This is a genomic window from Aromatoleum anaerobium (genome assembly GCF_012910705.2).
Lineage (GTDB): Bacteria > Pseudomonadota > Gammaproteobacteria > Burkholderiales > Rhodocyclaceae > Aromatoleum > Aromatoleum anaerobium.
Genome location: NZ_WTVG02000040.1, coordinates 1,036,380 through 1,062,129 on the forward strand (window position 1 = coordinate 1,036,380; position 25,750 = coordinate 1,062,129).

A 25,750-nucleotide genomic window follows, 5' to 3' on the forward strand; every position below is an offset into this window, starting at 1 on the left:
TGCACTCTCCTCAGCTTTGGTTCTGCCCCAGGGCCAGCGTACGGGCCGCAACCGCGTCCCAGCTCAGCGACTCGCGGGCGCGCACAAGCCCCGCAGCGCCCAGTGCCTCGCGTCGGCCGTCATCACGCAAAATGGCCGCCAGCGCCGCGGTCACCGCCAATTGCGAGTCGCCATCGATGCGCAGACCGGTAATGCCTTCCAGCACCGCGGACCCGGTTCCCCCCGCCCGCCCCGCGACGACAGCCTTGCCACAAGCCGCAGCCTCGATGAAGACGATGCCGAAGCCCTCGGTGTCGCCGGCGATATCGCGATTCGCGAGCACGAACAGGTCGCACGCGTTGTACCAGCGCGGCAAATCCTCCAGCGGCACGTGGCCGAGGTGATGCACCCGAGCGCCGACGCCGAGTTGCTGCGCGAGACCGGCAAGGTAGTCGTTGTCTTCACCGATTCCGATAATCGCGTAATGCACGTCGAGCCCGGCCGCGACGAGTTCCGGCAGGCAGCGGATCACGGTATCGAAGCCCTTGCGGCGCTGCAGCCGACCTACCGACAGCAGCAGCTTCGCGTGGGGCGACAGACCCAGGCCGCTGCGCAGGTCCCGCGATGGCAGCCCGGGACGGAAGCGGCCGGTGTCGACGCCGGGATGGATGATCGAGATCCGCCGCGCCGCGACCCCCATGTCGGTCAGCACCTGGCGCGTGAAGTCGCTGTTCGCGATGACCCGGTCCGCGTGGCGCAGGACGAAGCGCATCGCCCGGTATTTGTTGCCGCGGCCCCAGCCGGTCAGTTCCTCGCCATGCGCATAGATCGCGACCGGGCGGCCGGTGAGTCGCGCAACCAACCAGGCCACCAGCCCCTCAGGCAGCGCCCGGCCGGCGTGGACGGCGTCGAAGCGGTGGCGTAGCGCCAGCGCCAGCGACCGGACGAAGAGCTTGAGGTACATCCCGAGCGATTCCGGCCGCAGCCAGGTGACGCGGCGCAGATCGAGGCGATGCACGCTGTTCGGGTGCGCGGCGTCATGCGCCGCGGCGCCCGGCACGGCGGCGGTGACGATATGGATCTCCTTGCCGCCGAGACGCCGATAGACTTCATCGAACCACACGGCAGTACCGCCCTTGGTGGGCAGGAACAATTCGGTGATCACAAGGTAGCGTTGGGTCATCGATCGGTGCGCCCGCTCAGGGGAGTCGACGAACTCTGGCCAGTCCTGGCGGCAGGAGTCCCGTTCCGCGCCCGCATGCCGAGCAGCCACCCGGCAAACCGCAGCGGCCAAGCCAGACCGGTTGTCTTCAGCAGTCGGGCACACGGCGGCTCTGCCTGCAGGCGGCGCAGCCAGACGCGCAGCCGCATCGGCAGCCCGCACGCGAGCAGCGGCGACGCCGGATCACCGAAGTGGCAGGCGAGCTCGGCGGTGCGCATGAAGCACAGCGCCGGGTGGCGCGCGACCGCGCCGCGCAATGCGCGCTCGAGTTCGCTCAACGCCGCCCGCGCATCGCCGGGCGCGGCGATGAAGCTCTCGCGATGCATCTCCAGCAGCGTCGGCCGGCCCTGCGCCGTTCGTGTCGCAACCGCCTGCCACACCCGCTCCGCGCGGTGCCCGCGAATCGGCTCGAAATAGTCGTTGCGCACCACGTAGCGCAGCCCGCCGACACCGCATTCGCCATTCCGGATGCGGCGCGTCGGCGGCCCGAGATTGCCCGCCGCATCGCGCCCCTCGTAACGGCAGCCGGGCGTCACCACGCAGCGCACGCCGTGCGCCGCCCAGGCCCGCTCGAGCGCATCGTCCCAGACGAAGGTATTCGGCACCGCAACCTCCGGCAGTTCACCGAAAACCTGCTTGAAAAGCGCGGCCTCCTCACGCACCGCGGCTTCGATCGCGGGCGGCGCAAGCGGCGTGCTGGGCAGGCGTGCCGAATCGACCCAGCGGCTCTGCAGCGCCGCCGGCAGCGCTTCGCTGCGCGTCGACGGGTCGGCAAGCCATTCGCGTAGCGCCTCGTCGTCGGCGAGGCGCGCGAGCAACGCAGCCGGCCAGAAATGCTCCAGACCGTGCCGCTGCAATGCGAACACCCGCGTCGCACAGCCGTCGCGGATTGCCGCGACGATCGGCGCGAATTCGGGTTCTGCGAGGCTGCGCCGCGCATAGACTTTCCCCTTGCCGGCGAGGATCGCCGCTCCGTCGGGCACCCCCAGCACTATGCCGAGCGTCATCACCGCCGGCCGGCCGGATCGGTCGCGGATCGCGTCGAGACTGGCGGCGATCGCGCGCAGGATCCCGGCGTCCGTCCCAGGGCCCGGGCCCCAGTCGTCGCTCTCGACGATCACGACCGGCCGCGTCAGCACCGGCTCGCGCCATAGGGCCCGCAGCAACCGTCCATGCATCGCCGTGAGCAGGCCGGCCGAAACGACGACCCACAGCAGCAGCAAGGTCAGAACCGTACTCATCGCCGGGTTGCTCCACAGCCCGCGCCACGGCCGTCTTTCGCGATCATGCCGCCCTCCCCGCACGCGCGCACACGCACGCAGCCCGGGTCGCGCTGCACTTTCCTCGCATATCATCGGCTACCATGGCAGCAGCCCCGATCAACCAGAAGGAGCCGAAGCGATGAAAACCTCCCGAATCCTGTGCGGCTGGGCAAATCTCGGCGGGGGCAACGACATCGCGCCCGCTGCACTGGAAGCGATGCTCGGCGCCGAAGGCATCGCCAGGCCCGCCCACGCGCTGGAGCTGCCCGGCGCAAGCCGGATCGCGGCGGGTCCGACTGCGGCCTGGACCGACTACGACGCCGCGGCGCAGTGCGCTGTGGCGATCCTCGGCAGGCCACGCTGGGGCGACCGCGCGACTGCGACCCTCGCGAACGACCGCGGCCACGCCACCGCTGCGATGGCGCGTTACCGCGCGCACGGCGATCGCATGCTCGCGGACCTGTTCGGGAGCTTTGCGCTGGTGCTGATCGACTTTGCTCAGGGGCGCGTCGTGCTGGCCGTGGACCGCACGGGCGTGGAGCGGATGTGTTTCGCGCGCGTCGGTCCGCTGCTGGTCTTCTCGACCAGCGCCCGCGCCGTCGCACGGCACCCGGCTGTCGGTGCGCGGGTGAGCCGCCAGGCGCTGTATGACTATCTCTACTGCCACATGGTACCGAGTCCCGGTACGGCATTCGCCGGCGTCGAGAAGCTGCTGCCGGCGCAACAGCTTGTCGCGACCCCGCACCACGCGACGCGCAGCTTCTACTGGGCGATGCGCTTCGAGCCTGCCGCCACGGCGTCCGCGAATGGACAGCAAGAATCCTTCAGGGACCTGCTGCGGCAATCCGTGCGACGCCAGATTGATGAGAGGCCGACCGGTGCGTTTCTTTCCGGCGGTACCGACAGCTCGACGGTGACCGGGCTGCTCGGCGAGATCAGCGGTCGCCCTGCACGCACCTTTTCGATCGGCTTCGACGCGGAAGGCTTCGACGAGCTGGAGTATGCACGCGTCACCGCGCGGCACTTCCGCGCCGAAGCCCGAGAGTTCTACGTCACCCCGGAGCACGTCGCCGAGGCCGTGCCGCTGATCGCCAGTGCCTATGACGAACCGTTCGGCAATGCGTCGGCGGTACCGACATACTTCTGTGCCCGGCTCGCGCGGCAACACGGCGTCGAGGTGATGCTCGCCGGCGACGGCGGCGACGAGTTCTTCGGCGGCAACGTGCGCTACGCGAAACAGGGAATATTCGAACACTATCAGGCGCTGGGCCCCGCGCTGCGCCGCTTGATCGAACCGGTCGTGCTCAACTTCCCGCGCGGGGCGTCGCTGCCGCCGGTGCGCAAGGCGCAAAGCTATGTGCGCCAGGCACGGATCCCGCTGCCCGACCGCCTCGAAACCTATAATTTCCTGCACCGGGACCCGCTCCACGAGATCCTCGAACCCGAGTTCCTCGCCGCGGTGGATACCGGAAGGCCGCTCGATCTGATGCGGGACGCCTATTCGAGGACGGAGTCGGAAGACCCGGTGGACCGGATGATGCACCTCGATCACAAGTTCACGCTCGCCGACAATGACCTGCGCAAGGTCGGCCGGGTGTGCGAACTGGCGGGCATCGATGTGCGTTACCCATTCCTCGACGACGATCTGGTCGAATTCTCCGGCACGCTGCGCGTCGCGCAGAAGGTGAGTGGCAACAGGCTGCGGGTGTTCTTCAAGGACGCGCTGCGCGATTTTCTGCCGGGCGAGACGATCGCGAAGTCCAAGCACGGGTTCGGCCTGCCGTTCGGGCTTTGGCTCGGCACCAGCGAGCCGCTGCAGACGCAGGCGAGGCAGGCGCTCGGGCGCCTCGGGGAACGCGGCATCGTGCGCCCGGATTATCTGCAACGCCTGTGGCGGGAACATTCGAGCAGTCATGCGACTTATTATGGCGTCATGATCTGGGTGCTCACCCAGCTCGAGCTCTGGCTGCAGCAGAACGATCGGGCACAGGGCCGATAGGCATGGAGCATCCCGGCGCCGGCGATGCGTCCCGCGCTCGCCTGACCTTCGCGTCGCCGAGCACCCCCTCCCGGCGCAGAATCGCCTTCATGATCACGACGATCAGCACCAGGTTGTAGTAATAGTCGAAATACGCCATGCCGAGAAAGGCGCCGGCCGAGAGGTAGGCGATCAGGCTGGCCTGGACCATCTTGGCCAGATCTCCCATCCAGGCGCGTTCCGGGACTGTCCTCACCGCGTGCGCCACGGCGTCCGCCGAGCGCCACGTCAAGACCGCGAGCAGCAGGAACAGCCCCAGGCCGACGAATCCGTGCTCTCCGAGCACCTCGAAATATACGCTATGGACGTCCCGGGCGTTCGTGGGATCGGGCGCATAGAGCGCGAACATTCCGCGCTGAAAGGTTTCGAACCCGCCGCCGAGCGGGCGGTCCTTGGCGAGATTGAAGGCCATCCACCACGCATTGACGCGCCCCATCGCCGACTTGTCTTCCTCGTAGCTCTGGATCGTGTGCATGCGCTCATACCATGCTTCGGGCATGATCTGCACGACGGCGAGGGCCGACGCCGCAGCGAGCAGCGCAACGAGGAACTTCTGTCGCGACTTGAGCCAGAACATCAGGCTCATCGCGGCCATGCCGAGCAACGCGCCGCGCGACTGCGTCCCGATCGCGCCGAGCGCGGTGAGGACCGTCGCGGCATAGATTCCGCTACGCAGCCATTTTCGGTCGATGCTCCGGGCGAGGAAATAAAGCAGCGGGATCGTCATCGCCAGTGCGAGTCCGATCTCGTTGTTGCCGCCGATGAAGGTCCCGGGCGGCCCCTGTACCCGAAAGACGCCGCCGTGCAGGATCGTGAAGATGCCGCCCTTGACACCATAGAACGCCAGTGACAGGGCGATCGTCCATACCAGCAGCTTCAGCCGTCCGGGGGTCGTAATGAGCATCATCGCGACGAGGATCATCAACTGGATCTTGATGACCTTGTCGAACTGCACCCATGCCAGCCCAGGGTAGACGGCGAAGATCGTCGTGATGAACATCCACCCGACGAAGAGCACCAGGATCACCGTCTCGCGCTCCCACGGAATGCGTTTCTCCTCTTTCGAGAACAGCATCGCGAGCAGCGTCGTCAGCGCCACGATCAACGCGAACGGCATCGTCGTGCTGAACCCCCATGCCATCCGGTGCGGATTCATGAAACCCAGCCACGTCCACACCAGGATGCCGATCCACGGCCGTCTGAGGATAAAGGGCAGCGACCCGAACACCGCCAGTGTTACCGCTATGTCGCGCATCGAGAGGCTCCCTGGACATTCACGCGGCTCACGACGTAACGATACTTGCCGGATTTTTCCGGCGTAACGGCGGGCACGCGTTCGACCTCGACGCTGACGCCCTGGCCGAGGCGGCTGCCGACGCCGTGGCGGATCCTGTCCTCGGTTTGGCTGCTGAAACCAGGCCCGGGCACGACCATCACGCGGGTCAGTTCGGTGCTCTCCTGCACGATCTTGAACGCCGTGACCTCGGGCAGGTCGCGCAGGACGTAGATCAGCGCGAGGCCGTGCATCACGGTCCCGTCGCGCGCGACGACGAAGTCCGTCGTCCGGCCCTGGATTTCCTTGAGCAGCGGCAGGCCGCGCCCGCAGGCGCACGGAGCCGGATCGATCGCCGCGACGTCGCCGGTGCGATAGCGGATGAACGGAAAGTCCCGCGTCGCCAGGTGCGTGACGACGATCTCGCCCGACTGCCCGGCCGGCACCGGCCGGCCCTGCGTGTCGACGATCTCGACGACCATGTCCTCGGCGGTGAGGTGCATCCCGCCCGACGGGCATTGATGCGCGATGAAACCGGCGTCGCGCGCGCCGTAGCCGTCCGCCACCCGGCAGCCGAAGACGCGCTCGAGCTTCGTGCGCTGTTCATCGTAGAGCCGCTCGGACGTGCAGAACGCGACCTTCACGCCGAGATCGTCCATGCGCTGTCCGCGCGCTTCGGCGTGCCGTGCGATCAGCGACAGCGCCGACGGGTATCCGAAAAGCATTTTCGGGCGACGCCTGCGGATGCGCTCGACGAACGCATCGAGCCGGCTCTCCGACATCTCGAACGCCGGCAGAAGTTCAGTGCGCATCAGCGCGTCGCGCCACTGACGGATGCGATCCTGCGTGCCCAGTTCGATCGGCGAGCCCCACACGACGATTTCCGGGTCGCCGATATCCACGCCCCACCAGCGCGTCGCGCGCCATTTGGCTGCGACGTCGTGACTCACCCGTTCGCCGCCGATGAAGAAGATCAGCGGCTCGCCGCTCGAGCCGCCCGTATTGAAGCGGGCGAGATCGCGCGCCTGGTCCGACTTGAGCGCGTCCACATTCGCGCGAATCTCGGCCTTGCCGAGGAACGGCAGCCGCTCGAGGTCGCGAACATCCGTCAGGGCGTCGGCATCGAATCTGGAGCGGGAAAATAGCTCGCGATAGTATGGAACGTGGCGCTGCGCATGCGCGAGCAGAGCATGCAGGCGGTCGAACTGCAGGCGCTCGATGCGCAAACGGTCCCACCACTGGGTCTCGTCGAGCTGCCTGCGCAGCCGCAGCGTGTCGTGCCGCTTCGCGCGCTCCTGTGCCGGGAACAGCAGCTTCGAAACGAAGACGGTATACATATCGTTGATCACGTCGTTCATGGCCGGGCATCCAGTGCATGGCAAGAACCGAACCGCTGCGCGAGATCCTGGCACAGTTGCGCGGCTGCCGGCTCGATCCCGGACACCGGTTTGTGCCGGATCGAACTCGCGAAGACGCCGCGGGTGATCTCCTTCGAATACGGGACCCCGAGGAAACCGAAAATCGAAGCGCACTCCCGCTCCGGCTGCTGCGCGGGCGAACTGCGCCGCACCCATTGATACGCCGACTTCGACGCAACGAACATCTTGTACTCGAGCCGCTCGCGAACGTGGCTCACGCTCAGGCGTTCAACCATGCGTCTGCCCCTCCGCTTGCGCGTGCCGCCGCGAAGCTCCGGTACGCGGCGCGAGCGCGGCGAACTCCTCGATCAACTCGGCGACGCGTCTGGACCATTCGTTTTCCCGCGCGTACGCGCGCAGCGCGTCGCGATCCCAGACTTTCTCCAACGCGGCTTCGGTCGCGCGCAGCAGCGCCGCGCGGTCGCCGAACGCGACGACAGTCCCCAGCTCCGGCCGGCTCACGACTTCGCGATTGCCGCCGACATCGGTCGTCACGACCGGCAGCCCGCATGCCATCGCCTCGAGGAATACATTCGCCCACCCCTCGTTGCGGGTCGCAAGCACGAAGACATCGGCCGCCGACAGTGGCAGCTTCAGATCGTCCGGTTCGACGACGCCAAGAAAGCGGACAGCGTCCGCCAGTCCGAGCTCCTGCACCGACTGCTCCAGCCGCGCGCGCCAGTCGCCTTCGGCACTCGCGCCGCCGACGATCAGATAGACGAGCCCGGGAAATCGCTTGCGCAAGTCGGGCAGCAACTCGATCACCCGGTGAAAGCCCTTGCGCTCGGTGAGCCCGCCGACCGAGATCAGCACCCGCGCGCCGGCGGGTATACCGAGGGCAGCACGCGCCTGCAACTGCGGCAGCGGCCGAAACCTGGACGTATCGACGCCATTGCCGACGACGCGGACCTTGTCCGCAGCGACGCCCAGCCGCAGCGCGAGCGCGCGCAGCGATCCGGAGACGGAAAAGATGCGGTCGGCACGCCCGAAGGTGCGACCGATCCGACGCGCCAGAATGGGCGTTGCCGCATGTCGAACCTCGGTGCCGCGCAACGTGACCGTCACCGGCCTCCGCAGCCAGCGCCCGATCAGGGTCGCGGCATAGCCGTCGGGGTACGCGAAATGCGCGTCGAGGACGTCCAGCCGTCCGGCGCGTTTCAGCCGCCACAGCGCGGGCAGACAGCCAAGCGCCAGGAAAATCCCGTCGAGTCCCTTGAAAAAGCCGGGAAAGCTGAAGAATCGCGGATGAATCACTTCGACGCCGCTCTGCATCTCGCGCCGGGGCACCGCCGGACGGAAATGGGGTCGCCACCAGCGGACAAGGGACTGGAACGGAAACCAGGCCACCGGCGCAATGACGGTCAGAGGCAGGAATTGACCGACCCGGAACATTCGCTCGCGGATGAACAAGCCGGCATGGGGCTGGGCGACGTTCGGGAACAGCGTGGAGAAGACCACGACATGCACCTTGTCGGTCCGCATGCTAGCGCTCCATCGCGGTCGTCAGCATTTCGTCCACCGCCGGCCCCATTTCGCGCATGAAGGATTCCAGCGCCGCCTCGGCCCTGCCGCGTTCTTCGACAGCGAACGGGGCATAGACCATCACTGCGGCAGAATCGTCACCGCTGCCGCCGAGCCTCGACGCCACGAGATAGAGCTTCGCGACGTAATCGTTCGTCGTCCATCGGCCTCCGATCCAGTACCCGTGCCACACGAGCAGCCGCCCGTCCGCACTCGCCATCTCGATGCTGCCGACCTTCACGCCGCGCGCGCCGACTTGCGCTTCGTGTTCGCCATAGGCCTTCATCATCCACACCGGATCCTTGCTCTGCAATACCCGGTTCTCGGAATTGATCAGTTCCTCGCCCGGCATCTGGTCGCGGTAGTAAGCGATATAGAGCCCGACGGGCTGCCCGTCGGCCTCCCACGCCGCACGCGATTCGCTGCGCATCCCCGAATAGCGCGGTGACCACACGGGCAGGCGATCGGCTGCCGCCGGCTGCCACGCTCCCTGAGGCTGCAGAGCGGAAAGCCGGACCGAACCATGTTGCCCCTGCTCATTGAGCATCCCGAGCGCCGGTTTCCAGCCCAAGACTGCCGCGAGCGCGACGAAGAGAAAGCCGGCGACCATCCACGGGGCGGCAGCCGGACGCACGCCACCTGCCGTTGCGCTTGCGGCGGGCGGGGCGACCGGCACCTCGTCCTCGCGCCATCGTCCCCCGATCCAGAACAGCATGAGCATGACGACACCGAAGAACACCCAGCCGTAGACCAGATGATCAACTCCCGCCGCGATCCGGTTGTTACTGAAGTGGGCGAGCATGACGATGCCGTAGGCGCGCAGCCAGTTCGCGAGGATCGGCAGGAGCACCGAGAGTCCGATGAAGATCAGCCGGCGGCGCAGCGAGCGGTAAGTCAGATAGGCGTACAGGCTGCCGACGACCACCGACGCGATCAGGTAACGCACGCCGCTGCAACCTTCGACGATCGCCCAGTGGCCGGAGGGGATCACCAGGTCTCGCCCTTCCGCATACACCGGCACACCGGACAGGCGCAACCCCCAGACAACGAAATCCGCCGTGCGATCCATCATCGACGGGAACAGAAATTCACCGAATGGCACGGAGAAGAACAGGAATCCCAGCGGGAAGGCCAGCGAGCGGGCGATCGCGGTGCCGGCGATCGCCCACACCAGCGCGATGATCATGCCGACGAACGCAAACTGCGACACGCTCGCGACACTCGCGAGTTCGCCCAGCATCCAGGCGAAACCGGCGGCGGCGGCGGCGAGCGCGCCGGGCAGCGAAGGCGCCAGCGGCAGGCCGCGCAGCCGGGCGCGATTTCGCCATATGAGCCAGCAGGTGATCGGCGCGACGATGAAGCCGTGCGCGTAGGTATCCGAGCGGCTCCAGATGGCCAGGAGGGAGCCGACCGTATCCCGATACCAGAACAACAATAAGGCGAGTGCGGCGACCAGCACAGCCAGATGAAACGAGCGGCCGAACGCATTGCGGCCATCTTCGCCCGCCGGTACGGCGGAATCGTGCGAGAGTCTCACATCGTGCTCAGGGGCGCTCATGGGGTGATCTCCGGTGCCAGTCTGCTGTAAGGGATGCGGTAAGCCTCGACGCTGTTGCGCCAGTTGCGCTCCGACTCGACGAAGCGCCGGCCGGCTGCGCGGTAGTCGCGCCATCGCCCGCGCTGCGCAAGCATCTCGCCGACCACGGCAGTCAGCGCCGAGGCGCTGCCGGCGCGGAACAGCCGTCCGGTTTCGCCGTCGCGGATCAGTTCCTGGTGGCCACCGACGTCGGAGGCCACGAACACCCGCCCCTGCGCCATTGCTTCGAGCGGCTTGAGCGGCGTCACGAGTTCGGTCAGGCGCATCGAATGACGCGGGTAGGCGAGCAGATCGATGAGGTCGTAGTAACGGCTGACCTCATCGTGCGGCACCCGCCCGGTGAAGATGACACGGTCGCCGATGCCGAGCCGGGCCGCCTGTGCCTTCAGGTTCGCCTCCTGCGGACCGCCGCCGACCAGCAGCACGCGCAGGTCGGGTTGGCGGACAAGAATCCCGGGAACAGCGTCGAGCAGCAGGTCCAGGCCCTCGTAGGCATAGAACGAACCGACAAAGCCGATCACCGTCGTGGCATCGAGTCCGAGGCGCGCCCTCAGCGCGGCGTCCGGAGCACCCGACAACTGGAAGGACTCGATATCGACGGCATTCGGGATCACGGTAACGCGGTCGGCGCGGATTCCGCGCGCCAGGATGTCGGCCCGCAGCCCGGCGCAGATCGTGAACGCATGGTCGACGCGGCGCAGCGCGTATGTCTCCAGCGCACGCGTGAGCCGGTAGCGCAAACTGCCCTCGTTCGTCGTGCCGTGGTCGACCGCCGCATCTTCCCAGAAGGCCCGGATCTCATATACGACCGGGATCCCGAGGCGCCGCCCGGCCCGCAGCGCCGGCAGGGCGTTGAGGACCGGCGAATGGGCGTGGATCAGGGCCGGACGCAGCCTTGCGGCGATCTCGCTGATGCGCGCCTCGAGCGCGCGCATCAGCGCGACCTCGCCGATCACCGGGGGTGCGGGCGCCTGCTGCGGGGTCCGGAAGAAGCGCAAGCCATCGACCTCCTCCTCGGCCGCAGCCACCTTACCCTGCTTCGGCGACGTCAGATGGAAGGTCTCCCACCCGAGCGCCCGCTGCTCGCGCAGGATCGCTGCGGAACGGAAGGTGTATCCGCTGTGCAGCGGGATCGAGTGGTCGAAGACGTGCAGGATGCGCATGAGTCATCCCGCCAGTCGCACAGGCTCGGCCGGCGCTGCGAACGCGTCGTTGTGGCGCAGGAAGGCCTCGAACATCAGCAGCGACCACAACGACGCACTGTAGTCACGCACGCCGGCCTGGTGGGCATCCACCAGATGGCGCAGATAGTCGGGATTGAAGAGGCCGGTGCCGACCAGGGTTTCGCCGAGCATCGCGTCCCTGACGCGTTGCTTCAATGGCCCGCGGAACCAGCGCGCGAGCGGCACTGAAAACCCCATCTTCGACCGGTACAGCACGTCGTGGGGCAGCAGGGGCTCCATCGCCTTCTTGAGCAGGTATTTACCCTCCTGCCCCTTCACCTTGAGGCCGGACGGCAGCGTCGCGAGCCATTCGACGAGCGGATGATCCATCAGCGGCTCGCGCACTTCGAGCGAATGGGCCATGCTCGCGCGATCGACCTTGGTGTTGATGTCGCCGACGAGATAGGTCTTGAGGTCGAGATACTGCACGAGGGCGAGCGGATCGTCGGTCTGTGCGGCCGCGCCGTGGCGGCGAAACACCTCCAGAGCGCTGTAGCCGCCGAGCTGCGCCTTGAAGCCGCTCGAATAGAGCCGCCTGCGCATGTCGTCGCGCAGGATCGACACCGAATGGAAATACGCCTGCACGGAATCGCGCGCGAGCGCCTGAAACGTCGTCTTCGCGCGGAACACCCGCGGCGCCCAGTCCGCCTTGGGGTAGAGACGGCCGAGCATGCCGAACATCGGCCGGCGTACGCCGAGCGGCAGGCTCGCGCGCAGCTTCTCCTCCAACATGTGCAGGCGGTAGCGGCGGTAACCGCCGAAGCTCTCGTCGCCGCCGTCACCCGACAGCGCCACGGTGACCTTCTTGCGCGCGAGCTGACAGACGCGGTAGGTCGGGATCGCGGAGCTGTCGGCGTAGGGTTCGTCATACAGCGCGGCGAGCGTGTCGATGAGGTCGATGTCGTCGGACTGGACCGTCTCGACGTAGTGGCTCGTCCGGTAGCGCTCCGCGACCTTCCGCGCGAATTCCGATTCGTCGAAGAGCGCGTCGTCGAACGCGATCGAACAGGTGTTGACGGGCTCGGCCGACAGACCCGCCATCGTCGCGACAACTGCGCTGGAATCGACGCCGCCGGAGAGAAACGCGCCAAGCGGCACGTCCGAGATCATTCGCAGACGCACCGATTCACGCAGCCGCCCGGTGAGCTCGGCGAGCGCGTCGGTCAGGCTGATCGGGTTGTCGAGCGTGAAGCGAACGTCCCAATAGCTTTTCGGTGCCGGCATCGGCTCGCCGCGACGGATCGTGAGGGTCTGCGCAGGGCCGAGCTTCTTCGCTCCCTCGAAGATCGTGCGCGGTTCGGCGATGTAGCCGAGCGCGAAGTATTCTTCGACCGCGCACGGGTCGATGCGGCGATCCAGCGCCGGGTGCTGCGTCAGCACCTTGAGTTCGGAACCGAAAATGACAGTGCCGTCGGCCAGCACGGCATAATGCAGCGGCTTCACCCCGAGGCGGTCGCGCGCGAGGAACAGCGTGTCGCGGCTGCGATCCCACAGCGCAAACGCGAACATGCCGCGAAAACGCCGCACGCAGTCTTCACCCCATTGCTCCCAGGCGTGGACGATGACCTCGGTGTCGCTGCGGGTATGAAACCGGTGGCCGCACCGTTCCAGTTCGGGCACCAGTTCGCGGTAGTTGTAGATTTCGCCGTTGAACACGACCGCAACCGAGCCGTCCTCGTTGAACAGCGGTTGCTGGCCCGTCGACAGATCGATGATCGACAGGCGCCGGTGGGCGAGCGCGACGCCGGGCTCGAAATGCATCCCCCCTTCGTCCGGCCCCCTGTGAAGCTGGATGTCGTTCATCCGCTGCAGCAGATCGCGCGGAAACTCACGTTTGTCGCGGGTGTGAAACAATCCGGCAATTCCGCACATCGACGCCCCTCCCCGCTCAGGTTGCGAGCACCGGAAGCCCGGCCGCACCCAGAAGCGATTCGTAAAGATCGGCGTAACGCCCGACCATACCATCGATACTGAACTCACCCTCGACGCGCCGACGCGCCGACCGCCCGCGCGCCGCGGCCATCGCCTCGTCAGTCGCATAATACGCCAGCGTATCGGCGAGGGCTGCGGCGTCGCCGGGCGGGACCAGCGAGCCGGTTTCGTCGGCAAGCACGAGTTCGGGATTTCCTCCCACGTGCGTCGCGATCACCGGCAGTCCGCTGGCCATCGCTTCGAGGATCGTGTTCGAGATCCCTTCCGCCCGCGACGGCAGCACGAAGATATCCATCGCCCGCATCAGCTCCGGCACATCGTCGCGTTCGCCGGCCAGCCACACCCGATCGCCGATGCCCGCAGCGGCGATTTCCGCTTCGACCTCGCCCCGCAATGGCCCATCGCCGACGATCATGAGACGCAGCCGCTGCGCCAGCGCGGGGTCACGCGCCGCGAGCAGCGCAAACGCATGCACCAGATTGAGCGGATCCTTGATCGCCTGAAGCCTGCCGACCGTGCCGACGACCCGCAAGCCGGATTCATTGAATGACGAGCCGTCGAGCTGATGCCGGCCTGCGGTCGCGGGGCGAAAACGCGCGGTATCGACGCCATTGCAGATCCGTGTGACACGGTCCGGCGCCACCCCGATATTCTCTGTCAAGTACGTCCGCAGGTGGTTCGACAGGGCGACGTAGTGCGTGACGAAGCGCCGGTATGCCTGACGAATCAGGCGAAACCGCGGGCGGAGGCCATGCGGATCGGAGACATCCCAGCCGTGTTCGCCATGAATCCGCACCGGCACGCCGGCCGCCCACGCCGGCACAACCGCTTCGAGCGCGGCGAGGTTGCGCGTATGCACGATCGCCGGACGCAGCGCCCGAAACAAGCGGTACAGTGCCGGATACAGCCTGATGCCATGCCCCGGCTCCTTGTGCAGCGAGATGAACTGCACGTCCTCATGCACCACGCGAGCGCAGAAATCCGGTGAACAGTCGGTCAGTGCGACAACCGCGTGGCGGAAACGCGCCGCGGGCAGATGATTGATCAGGTTCGCGACCCCGTTTTCCAGCCCGCCGACGTGGAACGCATACACGACATGGACGATCAACGGGCGAGCGTCGGTGTCGGACCACGCCCGGCGCGCGCGCTCCCGCGGCCGCCCGGCGTCGGGACGCTCGCCCAGCAGCCGATCGAGCCGGGCCAGGTGGGCGTCCCAACTGTAGTCGGCCAGCACGCGCGCGCGCGCGGCCTGCCCCATTTTCCTGCGCCGTGCCGCATCGCCAAGCAGTATATCGGCGCGCTCGGCAAACTCGGCGGCGCCGCTGGCAATGTCGAAATCCAGCCCCGGACGGCCCTCGAGGCCCGCGGCGGAAGCCGTGGATATGACAACCGGTTTGCCCATCGCCATCGCTTCGAGAACCTTGTTCTGGAGGCCGCGTGCAATGCGAAGCGGCGCCGCGACGAGATCGGCGTGCGCGAGCCAGGGGCGCACATCGGGCACACTGCCGGTGATGACAACTGCCGGTCCGGCCAGCGCGACAACCGCCGGCACGGGATTCATGCCGACGACGTAAAAACGCAGCGCAGGCCGCGTGCGGTGAAGCACCGGCAGAATGTCGCGCACAAACCATGTCACCGCGTCGATATTCGGCCAGTAGTCCATCGCGCCGGTAAACACCACCGCTTGCCCGCGGTCGGGATAAGGGTTGGGATATTCCCGTCCGGGCGAAAAAAACTCCGCATCGACGCCATTCGGCATCGACACGACGCGATCGGCCAAGCCCGGCACCGCACGGCAAAAAAGCGCGGCCTCGGCGTCGGTCACGAACAGGCTCGCCGCCGCGGCGCGCGCCGCCGTGCGCTCGAACACCAGCAGGCGTTCGCCCTCACGCCGGTATAACCAGGACATCGGCCAAGGCCGCTGGGCCGCGTACTGGGTCCACTTGGCCGAATCGAGATCGCAGAAATCGACGATGCACCGCTCCAGATCGGGCGCATCAAGGTATTGCGCCATCGGACCGGAAAACGCCACCGCCCGCCGGATGCCATGGCTCCGGACGGTGTCGCGCACCCATGCCCGCAAGCCGTCGTCACGGTAATACGGCAAACTCAGGGCTTCTCCGGTGCATAGCCCGCGGAGGCTGGCAAGCCGTGCGCGTCGTGGCTTGAGTTCGACGACATGCATGCCGGCACACCACTGGCCGAGTCGCTCGATGTATTGCCGGTCATCGGGATGATCGACGAAAGTGCCGAGGTAGACGTGATGGCTGCGCGCAAGATGGCGCAGGATGTTGAACGAACGAACCTTGTCGCCCTTGTTCGGCGGATAGGGGATGCGGTGCACGAGGTAGAGCAGCCCAGGCCGGGAATCCATGATCAGCCGAGATTGCGCACGATATGCGGCCCGATCGCGTTCGCCACGCGTATCGGCAGCCGGCGCCACAGCGCGATGAAGGCGCGGTATTTCGGATTCATCGGATTGTTCTGCGGCACCGAGTCGCGCCTGTAGAGGCGATATTCGTACGACAGCGGCTGCGGCTCGAAGCCCCAGTTCTTCTTGAAGCTGAACGGCCCGGTGCCGATCTTGCTGCGGCCGAAATCGAACAACCGGCAGCCGCGCGCGCACGCGCGGCGCAGCAGTTCCCAGTATTTGAAATCGTTGGCCGCAACGTCGCGCGCCATCACGGCATCGCCGGCGTAATACGGCAGCACTTCGTCGCGAAAATAGAAACTCAGCACGCTCGACAGCGCATTTCCGTCCGGATCGCTCACCGTGAGCACTTCGCAGTCCGGCCCGAAGTCCTTCATCAGGCGTGCGAAAAATGCTTTCGGCAACGCCGGCGTACCATGCCGCAAGACGTTGTCGGCATACAGCGAGAAAAAGCGCTCAACGTCCGGATCGGCCCGGCTCGTCAGTCCGTGCCGGATGCCCTTGCGCACCATCGCCCGCTGCTTGCGCGGGATCGCGAGCAGGTTCGCGTCGTCATCCGCCTGGATCTCCTTGCGGAACGTCACGTACAGGTCCTGCCGCGGCCAGTCCGCGTGGCGAGGCGCGAGGTTGCGCAACTCCAGGTGCTGGACGCGCAAGCGGCGCGCGAGCGTTTCGGCCTCGGCTTCGACGAGCGCAACGCCTTCGGGATCGCCGGCCGGGCCGCCATAGACGCAGAAAGGCAGGGACGTCAGGGCGTGGCCGAACAGCCGGCTATTGACCTCGGCGAGCGGCAGCACGGCGATGATGTCGCCGGCGCGTTCCGCGTACAGGAAGAAGGTCCGGTGGCGGAAAATTTCGCGGATGATCCCTTGCCATGCCGACAGGTGGAAGAACGTCGCCTCCGGGCAGCCGCCGACGAATGCGTCCCAACGGTCGAGATCCGTGTCGGTGAGCTGCCTGACGACCACCGGAACCCGATCCATCGTCAGTGCTCCCGGGACGACGGGCTTCCGGCACCGGAGCAGAACACGTGGTCGGCCCGCCCCCAGGAAAAGTCACCCAGCAGATGACGCAGGCGCTCCTCGGTGCGGCCGAGGTTGAGGTAATGGCGAAAACGCGTCCGCGCCGACGCCGCCGCGACCCGCGGCTGGCCGGGATCGATCTCCCACGGGTGGAAGTAGAAGATCGCCGCGCGGTGGTCGTCGCGATTGACCTTGCCGATCTGCCAGCGCGACACCGCGTAGGGCAGCAGGCGGAAGTACCCGCCTCCCCCGGCGGGCCAGTTGCGCCCCAGCCAGTGCATCGTCGTGAGCGGGACTTCGAGCAGGCCGTTGTCCAGCCGGTACGGGAAGCGCGGCGCGTCCGGCATGCCGTAGTGATCGTGCCGCACCGGATACACGCTCGAACTGTAGGCGTATCCGGCCTGCGCGATGCAGTCGTGCGCCCACAGGTTGGTCTTGCCGATCGAGAAGCTCGGCGCCCGATAGCCGGTGACCGGCTGGCCGGTGAGGTCCTCGAGCACGCTCCTCGCCCGCACGATGTCGGCGAGGAAGGTTTCGGGCGACTGGGCGCTGGCGCGCTCGTGCGCGTAGCCGTGGCTCGCCACTTCATGACCGGCTGCCGCGATGCGCTGCACGAGCAACGGATAGCGCTCCGCGACCCAGCCGAGCGTGAAAAACGTCGCCCTCGTCCTGTGTCGATCGAGGAGTTCGAGGATCAGTTCGACGTTGCGCTCGACCCGGCACGGTATCCGCTCCCACTCGCTGCGCGGGAAATGCGGGGCGAGCGCGGACACCTGGAAATAGTCTTCGACATCGATCGTCAGCGCGTTCACGATCGCCGTGCTCATGCCGGCTGCGCCTGTTTTTCATGCGCGTCGAGCCACGCCGCGAGGTGCGCGGCGATACGCTGCGCCGCCCGGCCGTCCCAGTATTCCGGTATGCGCCCGCGCTTGCCCCCGCCCTCGAGAACCGTGTCGACTGCCGCCCGCAGCGCCGCCGGATCGACGCCGACCAGCGTGTTCGTGCCCTGCTCGACGGTGATCGGGCGTTCGGTGTTCTCGCGGATCGTCAGGCACGGCACGCCGAGCGCGGTCGTCTCCTCCTGGATGCCGCCCGAATCAGTCAGCACGACCGTCGCCCCCGCCATCAGGCCGAGCATCTCGAGATAGCCCTGTGGCGGCAGGATGACGAAACCCGGCGCGCCGAGCCGGTCGAGCATGCCGAACCGTTCGAGGTTGTTGCGCGTGCGCGGATGCAGCGCGATCACCAGCGGCAGGCGCGTGCTGATCTCGCGCAGCGCCTCGATGATCGGCCCGAGCGTTTGCGGATGATCGACGTTCGACGGGCGGTGCAGCGTCACGACGCCGTAGCCGCCGGCGAGCCGTTCCGACGGATACCCCACGGCCCCGAGCAACGCGGCTGGTGGCGCGGCCTTCGGCAGATTGGCGAGCAGGCTGTCGATCATGACGTTGCCGACGAACACCATGCGCTCGGGCGCAATCCCTTCGCGCGCGAGGTTGTCGTGGGCGCTGCGTTCGGTCGTATACAGAAGGTCCGATATCTGGTCCGTCAGGACGCGATTGATCTCTTCCGGCATCCTGCGGTCATGGCTGCGCAGGCCGGATTCGACGTGCGCCACCGGCACGTGGCGCTTGACCGCGACCAGCGCGCACGCCAGCGTCGAGTTCACGTCGCCGACCACCAGCACTGCACGGGCGCCGTGTTCGTCGATCACCGGTTCAAAACGCCTCATCACCTCGGCGGTCTGCACCGCATGGCTGGCCGAACCCACTTCGAGGTTCACCTCCGGGTGCGGCAGATCGAGGTCGGCGAACAGGCGCTCGTTCATCGCGCTGTCGTAGTGCTGGCCGGTATGCACGAGCAGCGTCCGCAGCGGCGGCCGATGCGCCGCGAGGGCGCGGATGATCGGCGCCATTTTCATGTAGTTCGGGCGCGCCCCGACGACGCAGATCACCGGCGCCGCCCCTGGCTCAATCATGAGGCGAATCCTCCGTCGTGCCGTCGCGCCGCACCGCCGCCAGGAGCTGGTTAAGGACGTCGAGAGTGGCCGACAGCGAATGTTCGAGCCCGGCAATGCGCGCCTCGATGCGCTGCACGTCGAAGCTGGCCGCCATGCCGGCGACCTGCCCGGCCAGCCCGTGGGGAACCACCAGGCGAGCCGGATCGATCGATCCCGGGGCAAAGGCGCCGCCCTGGAACGGAACCGGTTTTCCGTTCGTGCCCTTCCGCGGCGCGGGGTCGAACTCTTCCTTCAGTTCGGCGACGATTTCGCGCACGTCTTCACCGGACACTTCGTGACGCTCGGCGAGGAACGCGGACAGCATCAGCCTGTCGCACAGCGCGTTGATGCGCCGCGGGATGCCGCCGGTGTAGCCATAGATCGCATCGAACGCCGCGGGGGCAAAAACCGGGTCGCTCTCCCAGCCGACGTGATGCAGGCGATGCTCGATATAGGCGCGCGTCTCCTCAGCGTCCATCGGACCGAGATGATACGAAGCGATCACCCGCTGCCGCAGCTGCTGCATCTGCGGACTCTGCATGACCTCCCTGAACTCGGGCTGGCCGACGAGGAAGCTCTGCAACAGCGCGTGATCTTCGAGCTGGAAGTTCGACAGCATGCGAAGTTCCTCGACCGCTTCCTCGTAGAGGTTCTGCGCCTCATCGACGATCAGCAGCGCCCGCTTGCCGGCGGCGGCGAGCGACACGAAATAGGTTTCGAGCGCGAGCAGCAGGCCGGCCTTGTCGAGACCCCGGCTGGGCACGCCAAACGCCACCGCGACCATGCGCAGGATGTCGTTCTGATCGACCTGCGTGCTGACCAGGTTCGCGGCGATGACCTTGCCCGGATCGAGACGTTCGAGCAGGCTGCGCACCAGCGTCGTCTTGCCGGCGCCGATTTCACCCGTCACGACGATGAACCCCTCGTTCTGGTGCAGCCCGTATTCGAGATACGCCATCGCCCGTCGATGACCCCGGCTGCCATAAAAAAAAGCTGGATCGGGATTGAGCTGAAAGGGTTTTGCGCGGAGCTTGAAATACGATTCGTACATTCGACCCCCGGTCAGAACTGCATGCCGATATTGGCAGTGAGTACGTTTTCGGTGAAGTCGGACGCCCCGTCCGCTTGCTGGAAACGGTACGTCAATCCGCCCGTCGTGTCCGGGCCCAGCCGGGTGCTGATTCCGACGGACAGCAGGTTGCGGTTCGTGTGCGCACGGGACGGCCCGGAACCGCTGGAGCGGGAACGCACGAAGCTCGCGTTCATCGTCGCCAGGGGAGACAGGCTGTGGCTCAGCGCCACCGTGCCCGACTCCGTGCTGACGGTATCAAAGGAGGAGAGATCATCGCGGGGATCGCTGACGAGCGGGCTCCCCAGGCGGGAACGCTCGGAGCTTTGCAGCGCGAACGTCAGCACGTTGCGTACGCCGCGCAGAGACACGCTGGCGCGCAGGACACGGGCCAGGAAGAAATTGTTGGTCACGAACGCGTCGCGCACGCCGGGCGCCGGGTAACCGAGTTGCTGGCGGACGAACGCCTCCCGGTCGAACGGGTCCGGTATTTCGCCCGCCAATGCGTCAAAGAGGCTTCTGAACGCCGGATCGTCGAAAACGCTTCCGGTGGTCTGCAGCGACGACGAGATGTCGCGCGAAAACGATACATTCCACACCGACAACGCCTGCCGATGACTGACGCTCAGATTGTAGCCCCGACCGAAGATACGGTTCTCGGTGGCACCCGAAACGACGGTCCGGTCCGTCGGATACCAGTCGAACCCCATGCCGGTGATGTCGTCGCTCTCGCCGGAGCGGACCGAGTAATCGTTCGACTCATGGCCAACAATGCCGCGCAGGCGCAGTTGGGGTGTGACCGAAAAAAGCAGCGAGGCCCGCGCGGTTTCCTCGCTCACCTCATTATTCGCCGCGTCATCGTAGCTGCTGTCGGTACGGGAGTAATCCAGCGCCCAGCCCACGCGGCCGAACGCCAGCGGATTGCTGAGCTGGCCGCGCCAGTCTCCGACCGTGCGCCGGACTGTCGCACCGCCGCCATCGAACCAGCGAAACGCATAACTGACAACCCCCTGGGTCTCGCTGCCCAGCCTGAAATGCAGGCGGGGGCCGATCGAAAACAGGCGTGTCTCGTTGGCGCTGTCGGTCCCGAGAAAGTCTTCCGACGCGCGACCAGTCAACCCCGAGCGGTTGTTGCGGCTGATCGTTGCACCCATGTCGACGAAAAACGTCCGTTCGACCGCTTCGATCTGCCCAAGCCCCTGCAGCGCGACGAAAGTCGCGTTGCGATCACTGTCGCTCGCGTGCGCGGTGTTGCGCAGCCGGGCATTGAGGTTTCCGCTGATACGACCACGATCGCGCGAAATGACAATGGCGGGCGACACCTCCCCGATCCAGTCGGCTTTCTTCTCCCCGGAGGCACTGGAATTGTCGGTAAAGGTCAATCGGGCGTCGACAGATGGCCTGACCGTGACGGTTTGCGCAGTCGCATTGGCGAACACAACCATCGCGCCGACAAGCGCCAGTGCCTTCGCGCTTCCCGCCCCGCAAACGCGCGGGTCGCGATCAGGCCGCCGCGTCCGTCCGGGAACCGGCATCCTGTCCTTCCGATCGATAACCTCCACCGTAACCATAACCATAGCCGTAACCGTATCCATATCCGTAAAGGCTGCCACGTCCGCCTGCGTCCGCCTTGTTGAGCACCAGGAGCTTGACCGGGCAGGCTTCGATCGTCGACAGCGCGTGCTGGACGGCACCATGGGTCGTCCGCTCGGATTCGACGACCACCACGACCTGCCCCATGTGGGTCGCAAGCACACGCGCCTCGGTGGTTGCCAGCAGCGGCGGGGAATCGAACACGATGATCCGTTCCGCGTAACGGCTGGCCATCTCCTCGAGCAGGCGGTTCATCGCATCCGAAGCGATCAGTTCGGTTGCCCGCTGATGAACCATTCCGGCGGGGAGAATCGAAAGCTTCTCGACATTGGTTCGCAGCAGGACTTCGGAAAGATCTCCGACGTCGCCAACCAGCACGTCCATGAGACCTTTCCTGGGCGGCAGGCCAAGGCGCGAAAGTATCGCCGGTCGAGAAAAATCGGCATCGACAAGCAGGACCGTGTGGTCAAGCTCCATCGCGATGCTCATCGCCAGATTGATCGCGGTAAACGATTTGCCTTCGCCGGGCAGCGCACTGGTGATCATGATCAGGTTGCCATTGACCACCGCCGCTGCACCCTTGCCCTGCGCATTGTGAATCAGCGGGCGCTTGATCACCCGGTATTCCTCGGCGATCACCGAGCGCGGCTGGTTCGGCGTGACGAGTCCGAGCTGGGTCAGGCGGTCCAGATCGAGTTCGATGCTGGCAGCGTGTGCAGCGACCCACTGCGCCTCCGCTGCACGTTCGCTCCGCGCGGAGCGCGCAAGCAATGCGCCTGATGCCGCAGCGCTGGACTCCGCCGGCTTTTCGGCTCCGCCGGCGTTGTCGGCCTCCCGCTCCGGCGCTTGCGCATCGGCGCGCTGCAACTGGCTGAGCCGTTCCACGGCTTTTTCGATGAGACTCATGGTTTGATCTCTCCTAGCCCTGCAGCAACTGCACCATTGCCGTCATTCCGGCAACCGCCATGACGAACCCGGTAACACCTCCGCCAAACGCCAGCAGGCCACGCCGCCTTCTTCTTTCGAACACCGGGTCGGCCAGCAGCGAAACCGCCCCGAGCACCGGCAAGCCGGTGATTTCCCGCAGCGAACGCACATCGCCGAAGGCCGGGCGAAGCTGCGAGAGCAGGAAAGTCAATGCGATGCCGGCCACCAGCCCGACCAACCCGGCAAGCGGCATCAGCAGGGCGCGGTTAGGTGCCGCGGGCTTGTTCGGCAGGCTCGGCGGATCGATCACCCGGAACTCGGTAATCCCGCCCTGGGCGGTCATTTCCACCGACATATTGGCCGACTCGCGGCGCGTCACCAGCGATTCGTAGTTGCGCTTATGCACTTCGTAATCGCGGTTCAACTGCGTCTGCTCGGCTTCGATCTTCGGCAGGAGTTCGGCCGACGAGCGCAACTGCGCGAGCCGCGAGCCGAATTCGGCCACCCGCGCCGCCAGCGATGCGACCCGCGCCTCGGCCTCGGCGAGCGAAATCTTCATCTGCTGGACGACGGGGTTCGCAGTCGGGGCCCACGGTGCGCCCGCGTCGGCCTTCTTCATCGCTTCGACTTCCTTCTGTTTCTGCTCCTCGAGCTGCGCAATCACGCGCCGTGCGCCGACTACGTCGGGATGTTCGTCGGTGTAGCGCAACAGCAGGCCGTCGAGGTTCTTCTTCAGCAAGTCGATCCGCCCGTCGATCTCGGGCAACGAGACCGGCGACGAGTTGGCCGGCGGCTCCAGCAGCACGGGGTCCTCGCCGGCCAACTGGCGCTTGAGCGAATCGCGGGAATTCTCCGCTTCCTTGAGTTCAAGTTCCGCCTGTCGCAGTTGCGCGGACAATTCCGTCATCTGTGAAACGTAGTCGCGCCCGCCGTCCCCAAGGAGCGCCATGTTGCGCAGGCGAAAGTCCTTCAGGCGGTTTTCCGCTTCGGTGAGCTTTTGCTCATAACTGGCGATCTGCTCGTCGATGAAGCGCCGCGCCGAGGTGGAATCCTGCCGCTTCCCCACCAGCCCCGACTCCACGAACAGCGACACCAGCGCCTGGACGATGCGCTGGGCGCGCTCGGGGTGAACGTCCTGGTAGGCCAGCGTAAACAGGTTGTCCCGGCCTGCCCCCAGAATCTGCAGCCCCCCGGTAAGCTCGGCGATGAGCGCCTCACGCTCACCGGGAGTGCGTGCAGCCAGATCGAGGTCGGCCATCGTGATGAGTTTTTCCACGTTCGGGCGCGTGATCAGTGTGCGGCTCAAAATCGCGATCTGCTGGTTGGTGTTCGGCTGAACCGCGAGGCCCGACATCAACGGGCGCAGCACCGACTGCGTGTCGACGTAAATGCGCGCCGTGGATTCGTAACGATCGGGCATCGAATAGACCGCAAAGCCTCCCGCAATCCCGGCGATCCACGCAAATGCGAGCCCCCACCAGCGGAAACGCCACATTCCGCGCAGGTACCCGACCATCTGAGAAAAGAGTTCTTCCATGAGCGCCCCCGTCCCTTGTTACCGTCCGAATCGATGTGTCCTGCCGTGTTGCGCAGGCACACAGCTCAAATCAGGGAATCAGAACCAGCTCTGGGGAATGATCAGCACGTCACCCGGCCGCATTTCGACGTTCGCGGACACGTCGCCTCGCTTGATCAGATCCTCGATGCGAACGCTGTACTGCTTGTTTCCTTCACCGGTACGGAGAATCGACGCGCCGTTGCCGTCGGCAAACTCGGTGATGCCCCCCACCGCAATCATCACGTCGAGCAGCGTCATCTTCTGCACGTAGGGCAGAGTCTGCGGCGTTGTCGCCTCGCCGACCACGCGGATCTGTTCGCTGTAGGGGCCGACAAAACCGGTCACGATCACGGTTACGACCGGCTCGCGAATGAACTTCGCGAGCGCCTGCTCGATATCGCGCGCCAGCGTCGAGGAGTCCTTCCCGAGCGCGGGCAGGTCTTCGACGAGCGGCGTCGTGATCTTGCCGTCGGGCCGCACCGGCACCGCCATCGACAACTCGGGGTTTCGCCAGACGACGACATTCACGTTGTCGCCCGGCCCGATCACGTAGTTGTATGCAGCATCCGACGCGACCGCCGGAGCAGGTGGAAACGAGGACGTCGCGCACCCCGACAACAGCCCCGCTGCAACCGTGAACCCAAGGAACTTGCGGACACTGTCCCCCGCCATCGATGCACTCTCTACCATCATCTATGCTCCCCTTCTGGATCGGCGCCCATCATGCCCCGAGCAAACTTCCTTCATGCTACGAATCGTAACCCCTTATGCCGCAGGAAAAAATACACAACCGCTTACAGTGTCCCTAATCCCCTGCCGGTAGAGTTCGGCGCGCGGCCTGAAACGGATCGCGCTCTTCTTGCCCCCGAATTCGTCCGGGCGGTTTTCTCCTCCAACGACGAGGCGCGAACACAAATGACAGAATCAGCTTACCACGCCGAGGGCATTAAAAAAGCGAAGCAATCCCGCTTGAAACCGTCGCTTTCAATCGTCGACGACAGGTTCGGCGCGATCGACCCGGGCTTCGCGATCACGCGCGATGGATATCACGTTCGAATTGTCCATGACGACATGGACGGCATGCACGGCAAAATCAGCAAGCTCATCCAGCGAATGTATTCATGGCGCGGGCTTGCGACGGATCAGCCGGCGAAGCTGTCGAAACACGCCGGCCAGACAACGCTGGCGGCTTGCAAGGGAGACCTTCTTTTCGGCACCTTGACGGTGGGCATCGATTCGCCCCGCGGCTTACTTGCCGACACACTTTACCAGGGCGAGATCGACGAGGCGCGCAGCAATGGCGCACGGGTATGCGAAGTGACCCGGCTGGCAATGGACCCGTCGCACAGTTCGCCGGAAGTGCTGGCGTCGGTTTTTCACCTCGCCTTCATGATCACGCGCCTCGTGCATCGCATGACGGATCTCTTTGTCGAGGTGCATCCCCGGCATACGGTTTTCTACAATCGCATGATGGGCTACGAGGTCGCGGGGCCGGAACGCATCTGCCCGCGCGTCGGCGCCCCCGCAGTGCTGATGCGGCTTTCACTCGAACACGCGGAACGCGAAATCCGGCGCATCGGCGGAAACGAGTCGGCGCGGGACCGCAGCCTCTACCGCTTGTTCTTCTCGCCCGCCGAACAAGACAGGATGCTGCGCGACCTGCAAGGTCTGCGCTTCGCAGTCTGA

The 25,750-nt window shown here is 66.1% G+C and carries 20 protein-coding genes; 2 read left to right on the top strand and 18 right to left on the bottom strand.

Annotated features, from left to right (window positions below):
• Positions 1–10: 10 nt before the first annotated feature.
• Together GO606_RS20400 and GO606_RS20405 are read right to left on the bottom strand one after the other, a co-directional pair.
• Positions 11–1,162 (bottom strand): glycosyltransferase family 4 protein, encoded by a 1,152-nt coding sequence (locus GO606_RS20400; protein WP_169116657.1) that lies wholly within the window; start codon positions 1,160–1,162, stop codon positions 11–13.
• The gene (locus GO606_RS20405; RefSeq protein WP_246979802.1) at positions 1,159–2,442 is read right to left on the bottom strand and encodes a hypothetical protein; all 1,284 of its coding nucleotides are present in this window, start codon (positions 2,440–2,442) and stop codon (positions 1,159–1,161) included. The genes GO606_RS20400 and GO606_RS20405 overlap by 4 nt, the downstream gene beginning before the upstream one ends.
• A gap of 160 nt (positions 2,443–2,602) precedes the next feature.
• Here GO606_RS20405 and GO606_RS20410 point away from each other — a divergent pair, with 160 nt between their 5' ends.
• On the top strand, positions 2,603–4,462 hold the full coding sequence (locus GO606_RS20410; RefSeq protein WP_169116656.1) for an asparagine synthetase B family protein: 1,860 nt from the start codon (positions 2,603–2,605) through the stop codon (positions 4,460–4,462).
• On the opposite strand, the gene GO606_RS20415 is transcribed toward GO606_RS20410, so the two are convergent.
• From GO606_RS20415 to GO606_RS20495, 16 genes are all read right to left on the bottom strand, one after another.
• Positions 4,410–5,756, bottom strand: a complete 1,347-nt coding sequence (locus tag GO606_RS20415) for a putative O-glycosylation ligase, exosortase A system-associated (protein WP_169116655.1) — start codon at positions 5,754–5,756, stop codon at positions 4,410–4,412. The two genes, GO606_RS20410 and GO606_RS20415, sit on opposite strands and share 53 nt — an antisense overlap.
• Positions 5,744–7,120, bottom strand: a complete 1,377-nt coding sequence (locus GO606_RS20420; protein WP_169116699.1) for a phenylacetate--CoA ligase family protein — start codon at positions 7,118–7,120, stop codon at positions 5,744–5,746. The genes GO606_RS20415 and GO606_RS20420 overlap by 13 nt, the downstream gene beginning before the upstream one ends.
• Positions 7,121–7,128: 8 nt before the next feature.
• On the bottom strand, positions 7,129–7,428 hold the full coding sequence (locus tag GO606_RS20425; protein ID WP_211166424.1) for a hypothetical protein: 300 nt from the start codon (positions 7,426–7,428) through the stop codon (positions 7,129–7,131).
• A complete protein-coding gene (locus GO606_RS20430; RefSeq protein WP_169116654.1) occupies positions 7,421–8,674 on the bottom strand; it encodes a glycosyltransferase in 1,254 nt (417 codons plus the stop codon). Before GO606_RS20430 ends, GO606_RS20425 begins: the two co-directional genes overlap by 8 nt.
• Before the next feature lies 1 nt (position 8,675).
• Positions 8,676–10,271 (bottom strand): exosortase A, encoded by a 1,596-nt coding sequence (xrtA, locus tag GO606_RS20435; RefSeq protein ID WP_169116653.1) that lies wholly within the window; start codon positions 10,269–10,271, stop codon positions 8,676–8,678.
• Positions 10,268–11,473, bottom strand: a complete 1,206-nt coding sequence (locus tag GO606_RS20440) for a TIGR04063 family PEP-CTERM/XrtA system glycosyltransferase (protein WP_169116652.1) — start codon at positions 11,471–11,473, stop codon at positions 10,268–10,270. Before GO606_RS20440 ends, xrtA begins: the two co-directional genes overlap by 4 nt.
• Before the next feature lie 3 nt (positions 11,474–11,476).
• Positions 11,477–13,405, bottom strand: coding sequence for an XrtA/PEP-CTERM system amidotransferase (locus GO606_RS20445; protein WP_169116651.1), 1,929 nt, complete (start codon positions 13,403–13,405; stop codon positions 11,477–11,479).
• 16 nt (positions 13,406–13,421) lie between these two features.
• Positions 13,422–15,839 carry a TIGR03087 family PEP-CTERM/XrtA system glycosyltransferase gene (locus GO606_RS22005; RefSeq protein WP_343316354.1) on the bottom strand — a complete coding sequence of 806 codons (2,418 nt, stop codon included), beginning with the start codon at positions 15,837–15,839 and terminating at the stop codon, positions 13,422–13,424.
• A gap of 2 nt (positions 15,840–15,841) precedes the next feature.
• Positions 15,842–16,879 (bottom strand): FemAB family XrtA/PEP-CTERM system-associated protein, encoded by a 1,038-nt coding sequence (locus GO606_RS20460; protein WP_169116650.1) that lies wholly within the window; start codon positions 16,877–16,879, stop codon positions 15,842–15,844.
• Between the two features lie 2 nt (positions 16,880–16,881).
• Positions 16,882–17,745: an XrtA system polysaccharide deacetylase gene (locus GO606_RS20465; protein WP_169116649.1), complete on the bottom strand. Its 864-nt coding sequence runs from the start codon at positions 17,743–17,745 to the stop codon at positions 16,882–16,884.
• Positions 17,742–18,896 (bottom strand): non-hydrolyzing UDP-N-acetylglucosamine 2-epimerase, encoded by a 1,155-nt coding sequence (gene wecB, locus GO606_RS20470; protein ID WP_169116648.1) that lies wholly within the window; start codon positions 18,894–18,896, stop codon positions 17,742–17,744. Before wecB ends, GO606_RS20465 begins: the two co-directional genes overlap by 4 nt.
• Positions 18,889–19,968 carry an XrtA/PEP-CTERM system-associated ATPase gene (locus tag GO606_RS20475; RefSeq protein ID WP_169116647.1) on the bottom strand — a complete coding sequence of 360 codons (1,080 nt, stop codon included), beginning with the start codon at positions 19,966–19,968 and terminating at the stop codon, positions 18,889–18,891. The genes wecB and GO606_RS20475 overlap by 8 nt, the downstream gene beginning before the upstream one ends.
• 11 nt (positions 19,969–19,979) lie before the next feature.
• Entirely contained in the window at positions 19,980–21,521 is a 1,542-nt protein-coding gene (locus GO606_RS20480) for a TIGR03016 family PEP-CTERM system-associated outer membrane protein (RefSeq protein ID WP_169116646.1), read from the bottom strand.
• Complete coding sequence (locus GO606_RS20485; protein ID WP_169116645.1) at positions 21,490–22,485, bottom strand: XrtA-associated tyrosine autokinase; 996 nt, start codon at positions 22,483–22,485, stop codon at positions 21,490–21,492. The genes GO606_RS20480 and GO606_RS20485 overlap by 32 nt, the downstream gene beginning before the upstream one ends.
• A 13-nt stretch (positions 22,486–22,498) precedes the next feature.
• Positions 22,499–24,043, bottom strand: coding sequence for an XrtA system polysaccharide chain length determinant (locus GO606_RS20490; RefSeq protein WP_169116644.1), 1,545 nt, complete (start codon positions 24,041–24,043; stop codon positions 22,499–22,501).
• 78 nt (positions 24,044–24,121) lie between these two features.
• Complete coding sequence (locus GO606_RS20495; protein WP_425532228.1) at positions 24,122–24,754, bottom strand: XrtA/PEP-CTERM system exopolysaccharide export protein; 633 nt, start codon at positions 24,752–24,754, stop codon at positions 24,122–24,124.
• A gap of 33 nt (positions 24,755–24,787) precedes the next feature.
• On the opposite strand from GO606_RS20495, the gene GO606_RS20500 reads away from it, so the two are divergent.
• Complete coding sequence (locus GO606_RS20500; RefSeq protein WP_246979805.1) at positions 24,788–25,750, top strand: N-acyl amino acid synthase FeeM domain-containing protein; 963 nt, start codon at positions 24,788–24,790, stop codon at positions 25,748–25,750.